General features: G+C 63.9%; 13 protein-coding genes. 12 read left to right on the top strand and 1 reads right to left on the bottom strand.

All coding sequences use genetic code 11. The annotated features are described in order from the left end of the window. The first annotated feature begins 52 nt into the window (after positions 1 to 52). From prpC to AC1RDJ_RS23055, 6 genes are all read left to right on the top strand, one after another. Positions 53 to 1,207: a bifunctional 2-methylcitrate synthase/citrate synthase gene (gene prpC / locus AC1RDJ_RS23080; protein WP_046684122.1), complete on the top strand. Its 1,155-nt coding sequence runs from the start codon at positions 53 to 55 to the stop codon at positions 1,205 to 1,207. Between the two features lie 23 nt (positions 1,208 to 1,230). Continuing rightward, the gene (acnD, locus tag AC1RDJ_RS23075; protein ID WP_493028885.1) at positions 1,231 to 3,825 is read left to right on the top strand and encodes a Fe/S-dependent 2-methylisocitrate dehydratase AcnD; all 2,595 of its coding nucleotides are present in this window, start codon (positions 1,231 to 1,233) and stop codon (positions 3,823 to 3,825) included. Positions 3,826 to 3,947: 122 nt separating this feature from the next. Further along, positions 3,948 to 5,144 carry a 2-methylaconitate cis-trans isomerase PrpF gene (gene prpF, locus AC1RDJ_RS23070; RefSeq protein ID WP_493028822.1) on the top strand — a complete coding sequence of 399 codons (1,197 nt, stop codon included), beginning with the start codon at positions 3,948 to 3,950 and terminating at the stop codon, positions 5,142 to 5,144. Positions 5,145 to 5,312: 168 nt separating this feature from the next. Then, complete coding sequence (locus AC1RDJ_RS23065; RefSeq protein WP_493028821.1) at positions 5,313 to 6,860, top strand: MBOAT family O-acyltransferase; 1,548 nt, start codon at positions 5,313 to 5,315, stop codon at positions 6,858 to 6,860. Positions 6,861 to 6,869: 9 nt separating this feature from the next. After that, positions 6,870 to 8,111 carry a hypothetical protein gene (locus AC1RDJ_RS23060; RefSeq protein WP_493028820.1) on the top strand — a complete coding sequence of 414 codons (1,242 nt, stop codon included), beginning with the start codon at positions 6,870 to 6,872 and terminating at the stop codon, positions 8,109 to 8,111. Between the two features lie 88 nt (positions 8,112 to 8,199). Next, entirely contained in the window at positions 8,200 to 10,086 is a 1,887-nt protein-coding gene (locus AC1RDJ_RS23055) for a propionate--CoA ligase (RefSeq protein WP_493028819.1), read from the top strand. 45 nt (positions 10,087 to 10,131) lie between these two features. On the opposite strand, the gene AC1RDJ_RS23050 is transcribed toward AC1RDJ_RS23055, so the two are convergent. Further along, positions 10,132 to 10,845 carry a S24 family peptidase gene (locus tag AC1RDJ_RS23050; RefSeq protein ID WP_071323108.1) on the bottom strand — a complete coding sequence of 238 codons (714 nt, stop codon included), beginning with the start codon at positions 10,843 to 10,845 and terminating at the stop codon, positions 10,132 to 10,134. 151 nt (positions 10,846 to 10,996) lie between these two features. On the opposite strand from AC1RDJ_RS23050, the gene AC1RDJ_RS23045 reads away from it, so the two are divergent. The 6 genes from AC1RDJ_RS23045 (at position 10,997) to AC1RDJ_RS23020 (ending at position 17,687) form a co-directional block, all read left to right on the top strand. After that, positions 10,997 to 11,407 carry a FeoC-like transcriptional regulator gene (locus AC1RDJ_RS23045; RefSeq protein WP_071323109.1) on the top strand — a complete coding sequence of 137 codons (411 nt, stop codon included), beginning with the start codon at positions 10,997 to 10,999 and terminating at the stop codon, positions 11,405 to 11,407. Positions 11,408 to 11,431: 24 nt separating this feature from the next. Then, positions 11,432 to 11,974: a hypothetical protein gene (locus AC1RDJ_RS23040; protein WP_071323110.1), complete on the top strand. Its 543-nt coding sequence runs from the start codon at positions 11,432 to 11,434 to the stop codon at positions 11,972 to 11,974. 348 nt (positions 11,975 to 12,322) lie between these two features. Then, positions 12,323 to 13,528, top strand: coding sequence for a phage tail tube protein (locus AC1RDJ_RS23035; RefSeq protein ID WP_493028818.1), 1,206 nt, complete (start codon positions 12,323 to 12,325; stop codon positions 13,526 to 13,528). Positions 13,529 to 13,610: 82 nt separating this feature from the next. Next, positions 13,611 to 14,054 carry a hypothetical protein gene (locus AC1RDJ_RS23030; protein ID WP_071323112.1) on the top strand — a complete coding sequence of 148 codons (444 nt, stop codon included), beginning with the start codon at positions 13,611 to 13,613 and terminating at the stop codon, positions 14,052 to 14,054. Further along, on the top strand, positions 13,997 to 14,398 hold the full coding sequence (locus tag AC1RDJ_RS23025) for a phage tail assembly chaperone (RefSeq protein ID WP_493028884.1): 402 nt from the start codon (positions 13,997 to 13,999) through the stop codon (positions 14,396 to 14,398). Before AC1RDJ_RS23030 ends, AC1RDJ_RS23025 begins: the two co-directional genes overlap by 58 nt. A gap of 88 nt (positions 14,399 to 14,486) precedes the next feature. Beyond that, positions 14,487 to 17,687 (top strand): hypothetical protein, encoded by a 3,201-nt coding sequence (locus AC1RDJ_RS23020; RefSeq protein WP_493028817.1) that lies wholly within the window; start codon positions 14,487 to 14,489, stop codon positions 17,685 to 17,687. Positions 17,688 to 17,690 lie beyond the last annotated feature (3 nt).

Here is a 17,690-nt window from a genome sequence, read left to right as displayed (position 1 = left end):
GCATGCCGGTCCCGCAGTGACACACCCGAGACTATTCAATCTGGAGAACACAATGACCGCACCGCAAGCCGCCACTTTCAAGCCTAAAAAATCCGTCGCCCTGTCCGGCGTCACCGCCGGCAACACGGCGCTGTGCTCGGTCGGCAAGACCGGCAACGATTTGCACTATCGCGGCTATGACATCCTGGACGTGGCCGACAGCTGCGAGTTCGAGGAAATCGCCTACCTGCTGGTGCATGGCAAGCTGCCGACCAGCGCGGAACTGAAAGGCTACAAGGCCAAGCTGAAATCCCTGCGCGGCCTGCCGTCGGCAGTCAAGCTGGCGCTGGAAGCGCTGCCGGCCGCCGCCCATCCGATGGACGTGATGCGCACGGGCGTGTCCGTGCTCGGTTGCACCTTGCCGGAAAAAGACGACCATAACGCGCCGGGCGCGCGCGACATCGCCGACCGCCTGATGGCGTCGTTCGGCTCCATGCTGCTGTACTGGTACCACTACAGCCATAACGGCAAGCGCATCGAAGTGGAAACGGACGACGACTCGATCGGCGGCCACTTCCTGCACCTGCTGCACGGCGAAAAACCGTCGGCGTCGTGGGAAAAAGCCATGCACACCTCGCTGATCCTGTACGCGGAACACGAATTCAACGCCTCGACCTTCACCAGCCGCGTCATCGCCGGCACGGGTTCGGACATCCACTCGGCCATCACGGGCGCCATCGGCGCGCTGCGCGGCCCGAAACACGGCGGCGCCAACGAAGTGGCGCTGGAGATCCAGAAACGCTACGACAACCCCGATGAAGCCGAAGCGGACATCCGCGAGCGCGTCGCCAACAAGGAAGTGGTGATCGGCTTCGGCCACCCCGTCTACACGATTTCGGACCCGCGCAACGTGGTCATCAAGGAAGTGGCGCGCAATCTGTCCCTGGAAGCCGGTTCCACGAAAATGTTCGACATCGCCGAGCGCCTGGAGTCGGTCATGTGGGAAATCAAGAACATGTTCCCCAACCTGGACTGGTTCTCGGCCGTGTCCTACCACATGATGGGCGTGCCGACGGCGATGTTCACGCCGCTGTTCGTGATCTCGCGCACCTCGGGCTGGGCCGCGCACATCATCGAGCAGCGCATCGACAACAAGATCATCCGCCCGAGCGCCAACTATGTGGGCCCGGAAGACCTGGAATTCGTCCCGATCAAGGACCGCAAATAATGAGCACCGCAATGAGTACCCCCATGAATACCCTGTACCGCAAATCCTTGCCGGGCACCCAGCTAGACTACTTCGACACGCGCGCCGCCGTCGATGCGATCCAGCCAGGCGCCTACGCCACCTTGCCCTACACCTCGCGCGTGCTGGCCGAAAACCTCGTGCGCCGCTGCGATCCGGCCACCCTGGACGCGTCGCTGAGCCAGTTCATCGAACGCCGCCGCGACCTCGATTTCCCATGGTTCCCCGCCCGCGTCGTCTGCCATGACATCCTGGGCCAGACGGCCCTGGTCGACCTGGCCGGCCTGCGCGACGCCATCGCGGCCCAGGGCGGCGATCCGGCCCTGGTCAACCCCGTGGTCCCCACGCAGCTGGTGGTCGACCATTCGCTGGCCGTGGAATGCGGCGGTTTCGACCCCGACGCCTTCGCCAAGAACCGCGCCATCGAAGACCGCCGCAATGAAGACCGTTTCGACTTCATCGACTGGACCAAGAAAGCGTTCAAGAACGTCGACGTGATTCCGCCAGGCAACGGCATCTTGCACCAGATCAATCTTGAGCGCATGTCGCCCGTGATCCAGGTACAGGATGGCGTCGCCTATCCCGATACCCTGGTGGGCACGGATTCGCACACGCCGATGGTCGACGCGCTGGGCGTGATCGCCATCGGCGTGGGCGGCCTGGAAGCGGAAAGCGTGATGCTGGGCCGCGCTTCGTGGATGCGCCTGCCCGACATCATCGGCGTCAAGCTGACGGGCAAGCCGCAGCCGGGCATCACGGCCACCGACACGGTGCTGGCGCTGACGGAATTCCTGCGCAAGCAGAAGGTGGTTTCGTCCTACCTGGAATTCTTCGGCGAAGGCGCTTCGCACCTGACCCTGGGCGACCGCGCCACGATCTCGAACATGGCGCCGGAATTTGGCGCCACGGCCGCCATGTTCTACATCGACGCGCAAACCATCAAGTACCTGAAGCTGACGGGCCGCGACGACGAACTGGTGAAACTGGTGGAGCTGTACGCGAAAGAGACGGGCCTGTGGGCCGACAGCCTGGCCGACGCCCAGTACGAGCGCGTCCTGAGCTTCGACCTGTCGTCCGTCGTGCGCAACATCGCCGGTCCGTCGAACCCGCACAACCGCGTGCCGACGTCGGAACTGGCCGCGCGCGGGATTTCCGGCGTGGTGGAAAACGAGCCGGGCAAGATGCCGGACGGCGCCGTCATCATCGCGGCCATCACCAGCTGCACGAATACGAACAACCCGCGCAACATGATTGCTGCGGGCCTGATCGCGCGCAATGCGAACCGCCTGGGCCTCACGCGCAAGCCATGGGTGAAATCGTCGCTGGCGCCCGGCTCGAAAACCGTGGAACTGTATCTGCAGGAAGCGGGCCTGATGCCGGAGCTGGAACAACTGGGCTTTGGCGTCGTGGCGTTTGCCTGCACCTCGTGCAACGGCATGTCGGGCGCGCTCGACCCCGTCATCCAGGACGAGGTGGTGTCGCGCGACCTGTACGCCACGGCCGTCCTGTCGGGCAACCGCAACTTCGACGGCCGCATCCACCCGTACGCGAAACAGGCTTTCCTCGCCTCGCCGCCGCTGGTGGTGGCCTACGCGATCGCCGGCACCATCCGCTTCGATATCGAGAAGGACGTGCTGGGCATCGCCCCGGACGGAAAGCCTGTCCTGCTCAAGGATATCTGGCCGTCTGACGAGGAAATCGACGCCATCGTCGCTTCCAGCGTCAAGCCCGAGCAGTTCCGCAAGGTATACATCCCGATGTTCGCCGCGCAGGTCGACGATGGACAGAAGGTCAGCCCCCTGTACGACTGGCGTCCGCAGACGACGTACATCCGCCGCCCGCCGTACTGGGAAGGCGCGCTGGCCGGCGCCCGCCCCTTGAAAGGCATGCGTCCGCTGGCCGTCCTGGGCGACAACATCACCACCGACCACCTGTCGCCATCGAACGCCATCATGCTCGATAGCGCGGCCGGAGAATACCTGGCGAAAATGGGCTTGCCCGAGGAAGACTTCAACTCCTACGCCACGCACCGGGGCGACCATTTGACGGCGCAGCGCGCCACGTTCGCCAACCCGACCCTGAAGAACGAGATGGTCATCGAGGATGGCAAGGTGAAGGCCGGTTCGCTCACACGCATCGAGCCGGAAGGCACGATTTCGCGCATGTGGGAAGCCATCGAGGTGTACATGGAACGCAAGCAGCCATTGATCATCGTCGCCGGCGCCGACTATGGCCAGGGGTCCTCGCGCGACTGGGCCGCCAAGGGCGTGCGCCTGGCCGGCGTGGAAGCCATCGTGGCCGAAGGCTTCGAGCGCATCCACCGCACCAACCTGGTGGGCATGGGCGTCCTGCCGCTGGAGTTCCTGCCTGGCGTGAATCGCAAGACCCTGGGCCTGGACGGCAGCGAAACCTATGACGTCGTGGGCGAGCGCACGCCGCGTTCCACCCTGACCCTGCTGATCCACCGCAAGAACGGCGACACGGTCGAAGTGCCCGTCACCTGCCGCCTCGATACGGCGGAAGAGGTGTCGATCTACGAGGCCGGTGGCGTGCTGCAGCGCTTCGCGCAGGATTTCCTCGAGTCGTCGAAAGCCGCATAAATCGGGTAGGTCGGATTAGCGTGGCGTAATCCGACAATATGTGTGAAAAAACCGCCAGCAATGTGTCGGATTACGCGTGGCGATGCCCCGCTAATCCGACCTACCTCTTTCCAGAAAATGACATGAGCCATACTCCCCAAATCAGAATCCCCGCCACCTACATGCGTGGCGGTACCAGCAAGGGCGTGTTTTTCCGCCTGCAGGATTTGCCGGCCAGCGCCCAAGTGCCGGGCGCGGCGCGCGATGCGCTGCTGCTGCGCGTGATCGGCAGCCCCGACCCGTACGGCAAGCAGATCGACGGCATGGGCGGCGCCACCTCGAGCACCAGCAAGACCGTGATCCTGGCGACAAGCACGAAACCGGAGCATGACGTCGATTACCTGTTTGGCCAGGTCTCCATCGACAAGCCGTTCGTCGACTGGAGCGGCAACTGCGGCAACCTGTCGGCCGCCGTCGGTTCGTTCGCCATCGCCAGCGGCCTGGTGGACGCCGCGCGCGTGCCGCAAGACGGCATCGCCACGGTGCGCATCTGGCAAGCCAATATCGGCAAGACCATCATCGCCCACGTACCCATGACCAATGGCGAAGTACAGGAAACGGGCGACTTCGAACTCGATGGCGTGACCTTCCCGGCCGCCGAAGTGAAACTGGAATTCCTCGATCCGGCGGCGGAAGAGGAGGGTGGCGGTGGTGCGATGTTCCCCACTGGCAAGCTGGTCGACGACCTCGAGGTGCCCGGCATCGGTACCCTGAAAGTCACGATGATCAACGCCGGCATCCCGACCATCTTTGTCGATGCGGACGCCATCGGCTACACGGGCACGGAACTGCAGGACGCCATCAATGGCGATGCGGCCGCGCTGGCCCGCTTCGAGACCATCCGCGCGCATGGCGCGCTGCGCATGGGTTTGATTTCCCGCCTGGATGAAGCGGCCAAGCGCCAGCACACGCCGAAGGTGGCGTTTGTCGCCAGGCCGGCCGGCTATGTGTCGTCCAGCGGCAAGCGGGTGGAGGCGGGCGAAATCGACCTGCTGGTGCGCGCCATGTCCATGGGCAAGCTGCACCACGCCATGATGGGCACGGCGGCTGTCGCCATCGGCACGGCTGCTGCCATCCCCGGCACCCTGGTGAACCTGGCGGCGGGCGGCGGCGAAAAAAGCAGCGTGCGCTTCGGCCACCCGTCCGGCACCCTGATGGTGGGCGCGGAAGCGGCGCTGGTCGATGGCGCATGGAGCGTCACCAAGGCCATCATGAGCCGCAGCGCGCGCGTGCTGATGGAAGGCAGCGTGCGCATTCCCGGCGACGCCTTCGGCGCATAAGCACTGCGGCTGGGCCGCGTTGGCCCGGCTGGCCATTTATCTCGAGAATAATTGATTTTTCCGCTATTCAAAACCTGAACGGCAAGGAAAATGGAAGGGTGCGCAAGGGACGCGGTTTTGCCGCGTAAGGCCGCGCTGCGCGCACGTCCATCCTGACTGGTGAAATCCATGCTATTCAATTCCTGGGTCTTCCTGCTTGCCTATCTGCCCGTCACGGTGGCGGGATTCTTCATCCTGGGACGGCGCAGCGAATCATGGGGCGCCGCCTGGCTCGCATGCGCCTCGCTGTTTTTCTATGGCTGGTGGGACTACCGCTACCTGCCGCTGCTGACTGGATCCGTCGTCTTCAATTATGGCTGCGCCGCGCTGCTCGGGCCAGGGCGCGCAAGCCACCGCAAAGCTTTGCTGGCGGCGGCCATCGCCGTCAATCTGGGCCTGCTCGCCTACTACAAGTACGCGGGTTTTTTTGTCGCCAGCGTGGCGGAACTGCTGGCGCAACCGATGCCCGTCCTGCACGTGGTGCTGCCGATCGGGATCTCGTTTTTCACCTTCACGCAGATCGCCTTCCTCGTCGATACCTACAAGGGCAAGGCGCAGGAAAGCCGCTTCGTCCACTACCTGCTGTTCGTCACGTACTTTCCCCATCTGATCGCAGGCCCCGTGTTGCACCACAAGGAAATGATGCCGCAGTTCGCCGCGCGGCGCACGTTCCGCCTCTCCGAACGCAATATCGCCATCGGCAGCACGATCTTTTTCATCGGCCTGGCGAAGAAGGTGCTGGTCGCCGACAATATCGGCGCTTATGCGGCGCCCCTGTTCAACGATCCCGTCGCGCCATCGCTGCTGATCGCCTGGGGCGGCGTGCTGGCTTATGCCTTCCAGCTGTATTTCGATTTTTCCGGCTACTCCGACATGGCCATCGGCCTGTCGCGCCTGTTCGGCGTGCGCCTGCCGCTGAACTTCGATTCGCCGTACAAATCGCGCAATATCGCGCAATTCTGGCGCCGCTGGCACATGACCCTGTCGCGCTTCCTGCGCGATTACCTGTACATCCCGCTGGGCGGCAAGCGCTGCGGCCCCGTGCGGCGCTACCTGAACCTTATGGTGACCATGGTGCTGGGCGGCCTGTGGCATGGCGCCGGCTGGAATTTCATCGTCTGGGGTTTCCTGCACGGCGCGTACCTGGCCATCCACAAGGGCTGGAGCGCGCTGGCGCGCACACTGCGCCTGCCGGTCGGCACGCGCGCCGGCAACGTGGCGGCCACCATCCTCACCTTCATCGCCGTCTGCGTTGCCTGGGTCTTTTTCCGCGCGCCCGACATGGCCAGCGCCCTGACCATCGTGCAGGGCATGGCGGGCGGCTTCGGCCTGGCCTTGCCCGATGCGCTGGCGCGCCAGCTGCAACCGCTGCAGCCCTTGCTGGCGTCGCTGGGCGTGTCGTTCTACCTGGGCGGCGGCACGGCCTTCATCGAAAGCTGGACGTGGATCGCCGTCGCCGCGCTGCTCGTCTTTGCCATGCCGAATACGCAGCAGATCATGCGCCGCTTCGAGCCGGCCCTTGATTTTCAGCATGCTGCCGCGGCGCGCGGGCATGGCGTGGCGCGGCTGCTCACCTGGCGCGCCTCGCCCGCATGGGCCGCCGCCATCGCCTTGCTGGCGCTGGCCAGCATGCTGGCCTTGAGCCGTCCCGCCGAATTCCTGTATTTCCAATTCTAGGGCGGATATATGACGAGATCCCCCTTCAAGTCTTATCTGGTCGCGCTGGCGCTGCTGCTGTGGACGGGCGCCGTTGCCGTCTGCGCCTTCGTGGTCATCGTCGACCCGTACGGGCTGTACGGCGTGGTCCGGCGCGACAATTTCAATGCCGTCAAGCCGGGCCTGACCCGCTACCAGAGCCAGATCAAGCACGAGCATGCGCTGCGCCTGCGGCCGCAATTCATCATCCTCGGCAACTCCCGCGCCGAGATCGGTTTCGACCCGCGCGCCGGCGCCTTTTCAGGGCAGGGCGGCGCCGGCTACAACCTGGCCATTCCCGGCACGGGGCTGGCCACGTCCGCCCGCCAGTTCGCGCAACTGGTGCAGGCGGGCGTCAAGCCGCGCACGGTCATCGTCGGCATGGAATTCATCGATTTTCTCAATCCGGCGGCCGCGCAGCCTGCGCGCCCCGTGACGGCGGCCGCGCCGCCCGCGCATGGCGGCGCATACTGGCGCTTCGATGCGCTGTTCTCGCTGGCGTCCCTGCGCGATGCCGCGCATACCTTGCGCATCCAGCATGACGGGGAAGCGGCCACCATCTCGGCCGATGGCTACAATCCCTTGCTGGAATATGGCGCGCATGTGCGCCAGGATGGCTACCACAAGCTGTTTACCCAGCGGGCGCAGGAAAACGCGGCCAGTTTCCGGAAGAAATCCACGCGCGGCCTTGCCAACGAAGACTTCCAGGCGCTGCGCGCCTTCCTGCTGGCGATGGCGGCCACCCAGGCCGATATCCGGCTGGTGATTTATCCGTATCACGCGCAACTGCTTGCCATGGTCGAGGCGGCGGGCCTGTGGCCCCTGTTCGAGCAGTGGAAGACCCGGCTGGTGCGCGAAGTCGGCATGGTAAAGGAGCAGTACCCGGCCGCGCGGCTCACGCTGGCCGATTTCAGCGGCTTTGGCGTTTACAACTGCGAGCGCATACCGGCGGCCGCTGAGCGGGGCGCGGCCACGCGCTGGTACTGGGAAGCCGGGCATTTCAAGAAGGCGCTGGGCGATATCGTTCTGCAGCGCGTGATGCGGCAAAACACGCTGGCAGATGGCCGGTTCGGCATGGCGCTCGATGGCGCCACCCTGGCCGCCAACCGCGACAGGATCGCGGCCGAGCGCGTCGCCTGCGCGGCGGCGCAGCCGGAGCTGTTCCTGTCGTCAAGGCAGCTGTTTGCCGCGCGGCGCAGCCGCTTTAAGGAATCAGGAGTACAAGGGGAGTGATGGTGAAGGAGGCACTGGGTCGCAGATAGCAGAAATACGCATACGCAGGAAAATAGACCAAATCAATTATATGCATACCGGAGGAGACATGGATTTCGCGGCATTTTATCAACGCTCGATCGACACGCCTGACGCTTTCTGGCGCGAGGAAGCGGACAGGATCGACTGGCATACCCCGTTTTCGCAAGTACTCGATTACTCGCGTCCGCCATTTGCCAGATGGTTCGTGGACGGCACCACCAATTTGTGCCACAACGCCGTTGACCGCTGGGTCGATAGCCAGGGCGACGCGGCGGCGCTGATCGCCATTTCCACCGAGACCAATACCGAGCGCACCTACAGCTACCGCGAGCTGCAGCGCGAAGTGGAGCGCTGCGCCGCCATCCTGCAATCGCTGGGTGTCGCCAGGGGCGACCGGGTGCTGATCTACATGCCGATGATCGCCGAGGCGGCGTTCGCCATGCTGGCCTGCGCCCGCATCGGCGCCGTCCATTCCGTCGTCTTCGGCGGCTTTGCCGCCAACAGCCTGGCCAGCCGCATCGACGACGCGCAGCCCAAGCTGATGTTTTCCGCCGATGCCGGCTCGCGCAATGGCAAGGCGATCGCCTACAAGCCGCTGCTCGACGAAGCGATCCGCCTGGCCGCGCACCAGCCGCGGCACGTGCTGCTGGTCGACCGCCATCTCGTGCCGATGGAACTGGTGCCGGGCCGCGACGCCGATTACGCCGCGCTGCGCCAGCAGCACCTCGATGCGCGCGTGCCCGTCACCTGGCTCGAATCGAACGAACCCTCGTACGTGCTGTACACCTCGGGCACGACGGGCAAGCCGAAGGGCGTGCAGCGCGACGTGGGCGGCTATGCGGTGGCGCTGGCGTCGTCGATGCAGTACACGTTTTGCGGCAAGCCGGGCGAAACCTTCTTCGCCACCTCGGATATCGGCTGGGTGGTGGGCCACTCCTACATCGTGTACGGGCCGCTGATCGCCGGCATGGCCACCATCCTGTACGAAGGCTTGCCGATTTGCCCCGATGCGGGCATCTGGTGGAGCATCGTTGAAAAATACAGGGTCACGCGCATGTTTTCGGCGCCGACGGCCATCCGCGTATTGCGCAAGCATCCGGTGGAACTGATGCGCAAGCACGACCTGTCGTCGCTGAAGGCGCTGTACCTGGCGGGCGAGCCGCTGGACGAAACCACCTCGCAATGGATCGCCGACGAGCTGAAAGTGGACATCATCGACAACTACTGGCAGACGGAGACGGGCTGGCCCATCCTGTCGGTGGCGAAAGGCGTGGCGGACACGCCGACGCGCCTGGGCAGCCCCGGCCTGGCCATGTACGGCTACCGGGTCAAGCTGCTCAACGAGGCGACGGGCGGGGAGTGCGGCGCCAACGAGAAGGGCGTGCTGGTGCTGGAAGGCCCGCTGCCGCCCGGCTGCATGCAGACCGTGTACGGCGACGACGAGCGCTTCGTCGACACCTACTGGTCCACCTTCAGCGAGCGGCAAGTGTATTCCACGTTCGACTGGGGCCTGCGCGACGCGGACGGCTACTACTTCATCCTGGGGCGCACGGACGACGTGATCAACGTGGCCGGCCACCGCCTGGGCACGCGCGAAATCGAGGAAAGCATCTCCAGCCATCCGAACGTGTCGGAAGTGGCCGTGGTGGGCATGGAGGACAAGCTCAAGGGCCAGGTGGCGATGGCTTTCGTCATCCTGAAAAACCCGCAGGGCGTCGACAGCATCGAAGCGAAGGCGCTGCTGGAACGCGAAGTGATGGCCGTCGTCGACCGCCAGCTGGGCGCCGTGGCGCGGCCCGCGCGCGTGCTGTTCGTGTCACAGCTGCCGAAGACGCGTTCGGGCAAGCTGCTGCGCCGCTCGATCCAGGCCATCTGCGAAGGGCGCAGCCCGGGCGACCTGACGTCGATCGAAGACCCGTCCTCGCTGCAGCAGATCGCCGCCGCACTCGCTTGACGGCGCACGACGATACCGGAGTTTATCAATCGGTAAATTCCGGTATCAAATCCGGTCGCTTTCCTTGCGCACGACGCGCCCGACGATCAGGCATTCGTTGCCGCGGCACAGCTTGCGGTGGTATTTGCGCTGGTCCGGGTTGTCCGACGTCAGCCACCATTCGCCGATATCGCGCGCCATGCGCTTGACCACCGGCTCGCCTTCGTAGTTGATGGCAAACACCACGCCGTCGGCTGGCCGGCTGTCGGCCGTGTTGATGATCACCACGTCGTCCTCGTACAGGGCCGGCTCCATGCTCTCGCCCTTGACCTTGATGGCCACCAGTTTTTCAGGGTGGTAGCCGTTGCGCTCGACCCAGCTGCGCGGCACGCTGATGGTGCTGCCGTCGTGCGTTTCCGGCTCGATGGCAAAGCCCGTGATGCCGGCCGACAGGCGCAGCTTGACCTTGCGGATCGGGTAGAAGCGTTCATCTTCGCCATCTTCCACCACCACGGGCTGTGCGCCGGCCAGCGCGCGCGCCGCCATGGCCGCCTGGTCGGGCGCCGCGCCCTGGTCGAAGTACATGGCTTCCAGTTGCAGGTCGGCTTCCAGCTTGCGCGCGATCTTTTCGCTGAAGGCGCGGCCTTCGCGGTAGGTGGGCGAAAGGATTTGCGAGATGCGCGCCTCGCTCCAGCCGCTGGCATCGGAAATTTTCTTGCGCGTATTGTCGTAGCGCTCGCGTATCAGGGCCAGCAGGCGATCGCGTCTGTATTGATACATATTCATCTCCACATTAAACCTGAAATTTACCGTTTGATAAATTACCAAATGCTTGACTTTAACATTATCGATTGATAAAGTCTACCTGTTGCCTGTCGCAAATTCGCACAAGAGCGTCTGCCGGCTGGCGACACCACGGGAGGTCAGGCAGATGTTGAACAGCAGTCAGATAGTTGAAAGCAGGGCGGCGCCGCGGCAGGGGCGCCAGTTACAGGGACGCAGCAAGAAGTCGCAGCTGCATATCGCCCGCATCGCACAGTACATCCGCGAGCAGGGCCAGGCCAGCGCGGCGCAATTGTCCGCCTTGCTGGGACTCGATGCGGGCACCATGAGCCGCTATTTGCGCCACATGTGCGGCATGGGGCAGATCCACCTGGCGCAGCGCCACTGCACGGAACCGGGGCGCCAGCGGCCCGCCCTGTATGCGCCGGGCGAGCAGGACGACGAAGTCGACGGCTGGGCCGAATTGCCGCCGCAGGTGCGCCGCACGGCCAGCTGGCCACGCGGCACGGCCAGCCGTGATCCGCTGGTGGCGGCGCTGTTCGGCCCGGCGAGTAACTAATACAAGCATCAACGAGGAGAAATCATGGGGTTTGCAGAAAAATTCATTGCATCGCTGTCATCGCAGAATTTGCGCGACGATGCCGTCCACCACGACCTGGATGTCATCGCGGCGGCGGCGCTGGCCGGCGACATGGGGGCCTTGCTGTGCCGCGTCAAGTATGCGGATGGCACCGTCAGCCGCCTGTTCGAGGGCAATGCCGGCAACCTGGCGCAGCTGCTGCGCGCATGGACGGCGGCCGTCACGGCAAAAGGCCGCGCGCGGCGCTGGGTCAAGGCGCATACGGCCTGGGATGCGCAGGCGGCCAATACGTTGTACCGCCGCGTGGCCGAGGCCTCGCTCGCGCACTGGCTCGACAGCAAATGCAAGGTATGCCATGGCACGGGAATCGTCGCCGCCGTGCCGGTGGGCATGCCTGTCGTCTGCAAGGCCTGCCATGGCGGCGGCGAGGCGGCCATCAGCTGCTCCGGCGGCTTCGAGCTGGAACGCATCAAGGACATGGTCAGCGAACTGGAAGGTATCTTCCAGTCGCACGGCGCACGTGCCATGCGCCGGCTGGGACACTGAAAAAAATTCTGCAATATGCCTGGCGATGCAAAAAACGCCCCTACAATAGAGTCTCGTTCAGGCAGTAACAGCAGCAACACATGTCGTACCGCAGCACCGCAAGACCACATGCTTCTCCACTCGTAATAGACGCACCTCTGGTGCGACACCGATAGGGGAAATCAGCGCAGCGAACCGCCTTCATGGCCCACTTCGCCCATCTTTCATCCGGCACGGCCCCGTGCCGTCCGGACGCCAGCCCGCCGCCTCACCGCGAGCGGGCTTTTCATTTGTCTTCCTGATTATTGGCAGTTCCCTCCCAAGACCGCATCTGCGGTCTTTTTTTTCATCCCACGAAAGGTATTACTTATGGCATCGACAGCAAACGGCATCGACAGCTTGATCGTTATCAGCAAACAAACCGCGGAAGGCAGCAAGGCCGCCGCCGGCGGCGGCCAGATCTATCCCCGCGTCACCGCCACCTTCGACACGGAAGCGGACAAGTACGCGAGCGCCGAAATCGACGCCAGCCAGCAGCAGGGCGATACCCGCCTGGGTAACTTCCGCACCTCGGGCGCCATCAAGGCGGAAGCGGCGTGCGGCACGTATGCGCCGCTGATGGCCGCGCTGCTGCGCCGCGACTTCACGGCCGGCGGCGTCGCTGCCGCGCAGACCACCATCGCCGCCGCCGCCACGGGCCTGATCCGCAGCGCCGGCTCCTGGCTGGCCGACGGTTTCCGCGCCGGCAGCGTGGTGCGCATCACCGGCATGACGGCGCCAGCGGCCGCCAATAACGCGAAGAACTTCTTCGTGACCTCCGTCACGGCCACCAACCTGAATGGCCAGTTCATGGATGGTTCGGCGATGATCGTCAAGGCGGCCGGCGACTCGGTCGGCGTGGCGGCAGCGGGCAAGCGCAGCTTCACTCCGCTGAGCGGCCACACCACCGACTGGTTCACGGCCGAAGTGCAGGACCCGAACATCGGCGTGCACCGCAGCTTCGTCGATCAACTGGTCAGCAAGATGGATATCGCCGTGCAGCCGAACGGCATCACCAGCCTGGACTTCACCCTGATGGGCAAGGCGGAAGGCCCGACCACGGCCGTGCCGCATTTTGCCGCGCCCCTGGCCGCGCCGGGCACCGGCAAATTCTCGGGCGCCACGGCGATGCTGTCGGTGAACGGCATTCCGTCGCAGATCTGCACCGGCATGTCGGTCTCGCTCGATGGCCAGGTCAAGGTCGATCCCGTGATCGGCTCCAAGTACGCCACGGCAGCCTCGCGCGGCAAGGTGATGGGCTCGGGCCAGTTCACGGTGCTGCTGCAGGACGCCACCTACCTCGACTACTTCAAGGCCGAGACGGAAATCCCGCTGGCCTACGCCATGGCGTCGGGCACGGCGCCGACCGCCGACGTGCTGGCGCTGGCCATGGGCCGCATCAAGATCACTTCGGCCAAGATCGACGATGGCGAGAAAAACAAGATCGTCACCTGCGCCTTCGACGTCCTGCGCTACAAGGGCGCCGATGCGCAGCATGAAGCGACCACGCTGACCATCCAGGACAGCGCGCTGTAAGCGGCCAACGCCTGCTTTGGGGCCGCCATCAGGCGGCCCTTTTACCTTTTATCCCATTGAATTCATTCAGAAAGCGGCACACATGAACAACGCACAAAAAATCCAGGCAGGTTTCGACATTGGCAACATCAACGCGGTGGCCGCTCCCGTCACGTTCGACGTGCCCGTCATCTTCGACGCGGACGGCGAAGCGGTGGCCGGCCTGACCATCGTCGGCAAGAACAGCGAGCAATACCGCGTGGCCAACAATGCCGTGCGCGCCGAAGGCTACAAGAAATCGGCGCGCCGCAAGACGGCCATCGACGCTTCCACCGACGAAGGCGCCGAACTGCTGGTGCAAGCCATCGACGGCAACCAGAAGCGCCTGGCGCTGGCCGTGGTCACGGGCTGGTACGGCTTCACCAGCAATGGAGCGCCCGTGCCGCTCGACGCCGCCCTGCTGGAAGCGGCCTTCGAGAAGTACCCGACCTGGCAGGAAAAAGTCACGACGGCGCTGGAAAACGAGTCGAATTTTTTGAAACTCTGACGGCCAGCCTGCTGCGCTACGCCGGCCACCAGTTCGAGCGCGGCGCGCGCGCGGCCGATGGCCACGCCAAGGGCGAGCATATCGACGCCGCCCGGCGCCATCCGCTGTACCGCGCGCCACCGGAACCGGAGGCGCCGAGCATGCCGTTCGAGCTGGCCCACGTGTGGGAGTGGTTTGCGCAATTGAACCGCAAGCGGCAGAACGGCATGGCCGTCAATCCCATCGCCAGCACGGAAATCCTCGCCTGGCAGGCGCGCCACGCCATCGCCATCGAGCCGTTCGAGCACCAGTTGCTGGACCAGCTCGACGCGCTGTTTTTGTCGCACCAGCATGCGAAGGCGTAGCAGTGCGCCACCGCGCACCACGCCGCCGGCAAGCCTGCTGGCATTTTCCAACCAGGCCGCCATGCGCGGCCTTTTTTATGGGCCAACCATGCCAGAGATAACTGAGTTAAAGATTGCCGTGAACACGGCGGAAGTAAAGGCGGGGACGCAGGCGGTGAGCGACCTGGCCGCCGCCAATTTGAGCCTGGAGGAGCGTACCCGCTCGGTCAATAGCGAAATCAGCCTGAGTACCTTGGCGCTGCGCGCGCAGTTGGCAATGACGCGCGAGCAGGCGCTTGCGGCCAAAGCGCTCGGCACATGGTATGAGAATCAGCGCGATGCAGCGACAGCGGCTCAAAAGCGTGTCGATAGTCTGGGGAGTGGGTATCTGCCCGCGGCTGCGGCCGCAACGGGTGCGAAGAAAACGGGAGCGGCACAGCAAGCAGTCAGCTACCAGACCTATATCGATGATGTCGCACGTCCATTGCGATTGCAGTCCGATGCCGCGCCGGATGTCAAAAAGGATGTGCCCAAAGCCAAGGCCGATCCGGCGCGCCGGTTCAGCGATGCTGAATGGAAGGAAGCCGCTGCGACAGCGACTTTATTTGGCAGCAAGCTGGAAAAAGCGTTTGGTAATGTGGGCAAGGCGATAGGCGGCATGACGTCTGCGCTGGTGACTTATCGAAAGGCCCAGGATGAAATCCAGTTCGAGCTGGCCGCGTCGGTAAAGACAGCCAATGCTTCTACTGGTACCGATAGCGAGAAAGCGGCAAAGATTGCCACTGCTACCGAAAAGGCGGAAACCGCCCAGGCCCGGGCGAAAGTTACTGGTCTGAAGGAGATGAGTTCCGCCGCCAAGGGGTATTTCAAAGAAAATTCTACAGGTTACAAGGTCATGGAAATGGCCGAAAAGACCTTCCGCGCGGTCGAACTGGCAATGGCAGTCGAAGCCATGGCCAAAAAGATCTTTTTCAAGGAAGGTGAAGTCGCGGCCAACCTGTCGTTGAATACGGCAAAGGCCGCTGGCGAGGCGGGAGCATCCACGCTGTCGGTGGGGTTGGCCGCGGAAGAGGCGAGTGCGTGGGGCGTTACCGCCGTCGTCAAGGCGATCGCCTCCTTGCCTTTTCCCTTGAATATCGCTGCTGGAGCGGCGACGCTCGCAGCCGTGCTGGCGATTGGCGCCAAGGTCATGGGTGGTATCGGAGGTGGTGGAGGGGTGGATACGACGGCCAAAGACCGCCAGGCAGCTGCGGGAACTGGCACCGTGCTGGGTGACAGCAGCGCCAAATCCGACTCCATTGCCAAGTCGATCGAACTGGCGAATCAAAATTCGGCAATCGAATTGTCGCATACGGCGGGCATGTTGCGTGCGCTGCTGTCGATCCGCGACAATATCGGCGGCATGGCGGACATGGTAGCGCGGACCAGTGGCTTGCGTGCCACTGCCATTGACGAGAAGGCGTACGGCGTTGGCTCGTCCTCCGGCGTGCTAGGCATCGGCGCTAAAAGTACGACGATCAAGGATAGCGGGATCAATGTCATTGCTGGCCAGACTGTCGGTTCTGCATCGGATGGCCAGTTCCAGGCGAAAGGGTATGCCGATGTCGAGAAGAAGAGTAGTGGTTTCTTTGGTATTGGCAGCAGTTCGCGTACCAAGCGCAATGATGTTGTTCTCGAAGGCACGTTGCTCAAGCAATTCAGCCTGACGATAGGTTCCTTGCGAGCCGGCGCCATGGAAGCCATCGATTTACTGGGCTTGAGTGGCAGCGGCGCGGTGGCGAAATTGAATGCGATGGCGCTCGATATCGGCCTGATCAGCTTCAAGGGGTTGAGCAGCAGCGAAATCAAAGATGAACTTGAGGCGGTTTTCAGCAAGCTAGGTGATCAGATGGCTACCGTGGTAGCACCTGAAATCAGCAGTTTTCAGAAAGCGGGCGAAGGCTATCTTCAGACGCTGACCCGCATCGCCACCAATTACGCCAATCTCGATTCCATCCTCGCCTCCATCGGCGCGACGTTTGGCGCCACCGGTATGTCGAGTATCAAGGCGCGCGAACGCCTGCTCGAACTGACGGGCGGCATTGATGGTCTGGCCGACAAGACCAATGCCTTTGCCGAGAATTATCTGACCGAAGCCGAGCGCCTGGCGCCGGTGCAAAAGCATGTGACGGAGCAAATGGCCGCCCTGGGTTATGCCAGCGTGACCACGCGTGCGCAGTTCAAGGACACGGTGCTGCAGCTGGCCAGTTCCGGCGCATTGGCCACCAAGACGGGCGCCGAGCAGTATGCGGGCCTGATGGCGTTGGCCGATGCGTTTGCGAAGACGCATGCGGCGACGGAAGACCTGAGCAAATCGGAGCAGGGCATTGCCGACGAACGCAAGGGAATTCAGGCGAAGCTCGACGAAATGACGATGACCTCGGCGCAATTGCGTGCCAGGGAGCGTACAGCGGTCGATGCGACGAATCTGGCCTTGTATGACCAGCTCCAGGCGCGACAGGACATCGCCAGCGCCTATGAAACGGAGTCGTCGGCCCTCAAATCCACCATCGACCGCCTGAAGACGTTCTCGGACAGCATACGCTCCTTCAAGGATTCGCTGCTGCTGGGCAGCCTGTCGACCCTGACGCCTATGCAGAAAATGGCCGAGGCGCAGCGCCAGTATGAGGAAACGCTGGCCAAGGCGAAGACGGGCGACGCGGCGGCGCAGTCGGCGCTCACGGCGGCGGCCACCGCCTACCTGACGGCGAACCAGGTGGTGAAATCGTCGAGCGATTCCTATGCCGCCGATGCGGCGCGGGTGCAGGCCGACCTGGCGGCGCTGGCGGCGATTGCCGGCACGCAGATGAGCGATGCACAGAAGCAGTTGACGGCGCTCGACACGCAGGTGGGCCAGTTGATCAATCTCAACAAGACGGCGGTGGGCATCCAGGAAGCGGTCGATGCGCTGGGCGCCGCATTGCGAGCCGGCGGCAAGGCCGACATCACGCAGGGCATGCAGTTTGGTGCCGGCTTCGGCATGCCGCTCGCCGCCGCTTTTGACGAAGTGGTGGTCGATGCGCCGGCGGCGCAAGCCATGCAGCGCTACTTTAGTGCCGGCGACGGCGCCAATGAAGCGCTGGTGGCCGAGATCAAGGGCTTGCGCGAGGAAGTACGTCAGCTGCGCGCCGACCAGGACCAGCAGACTGGCGCCATCATCAGCAGCAATTACGACGCCAATGAACGCGCCGCCGACAAGGTGTCGGCCGGCGCCTCGGAAGCGGCCCGGGCCTCGGTCTGGGCCAGTCAATCGAAAGCGAGCATAGTATGAACG

This window comes from Janthinobacterium sp. GW822-FHT07H10 (assembly GCF_058798675.1).
The sequence above is the reverse complement of the archived record's forward strand: the minus strand, read 5'-3'. Positions and strand labels throughout refer to the sequence as shown.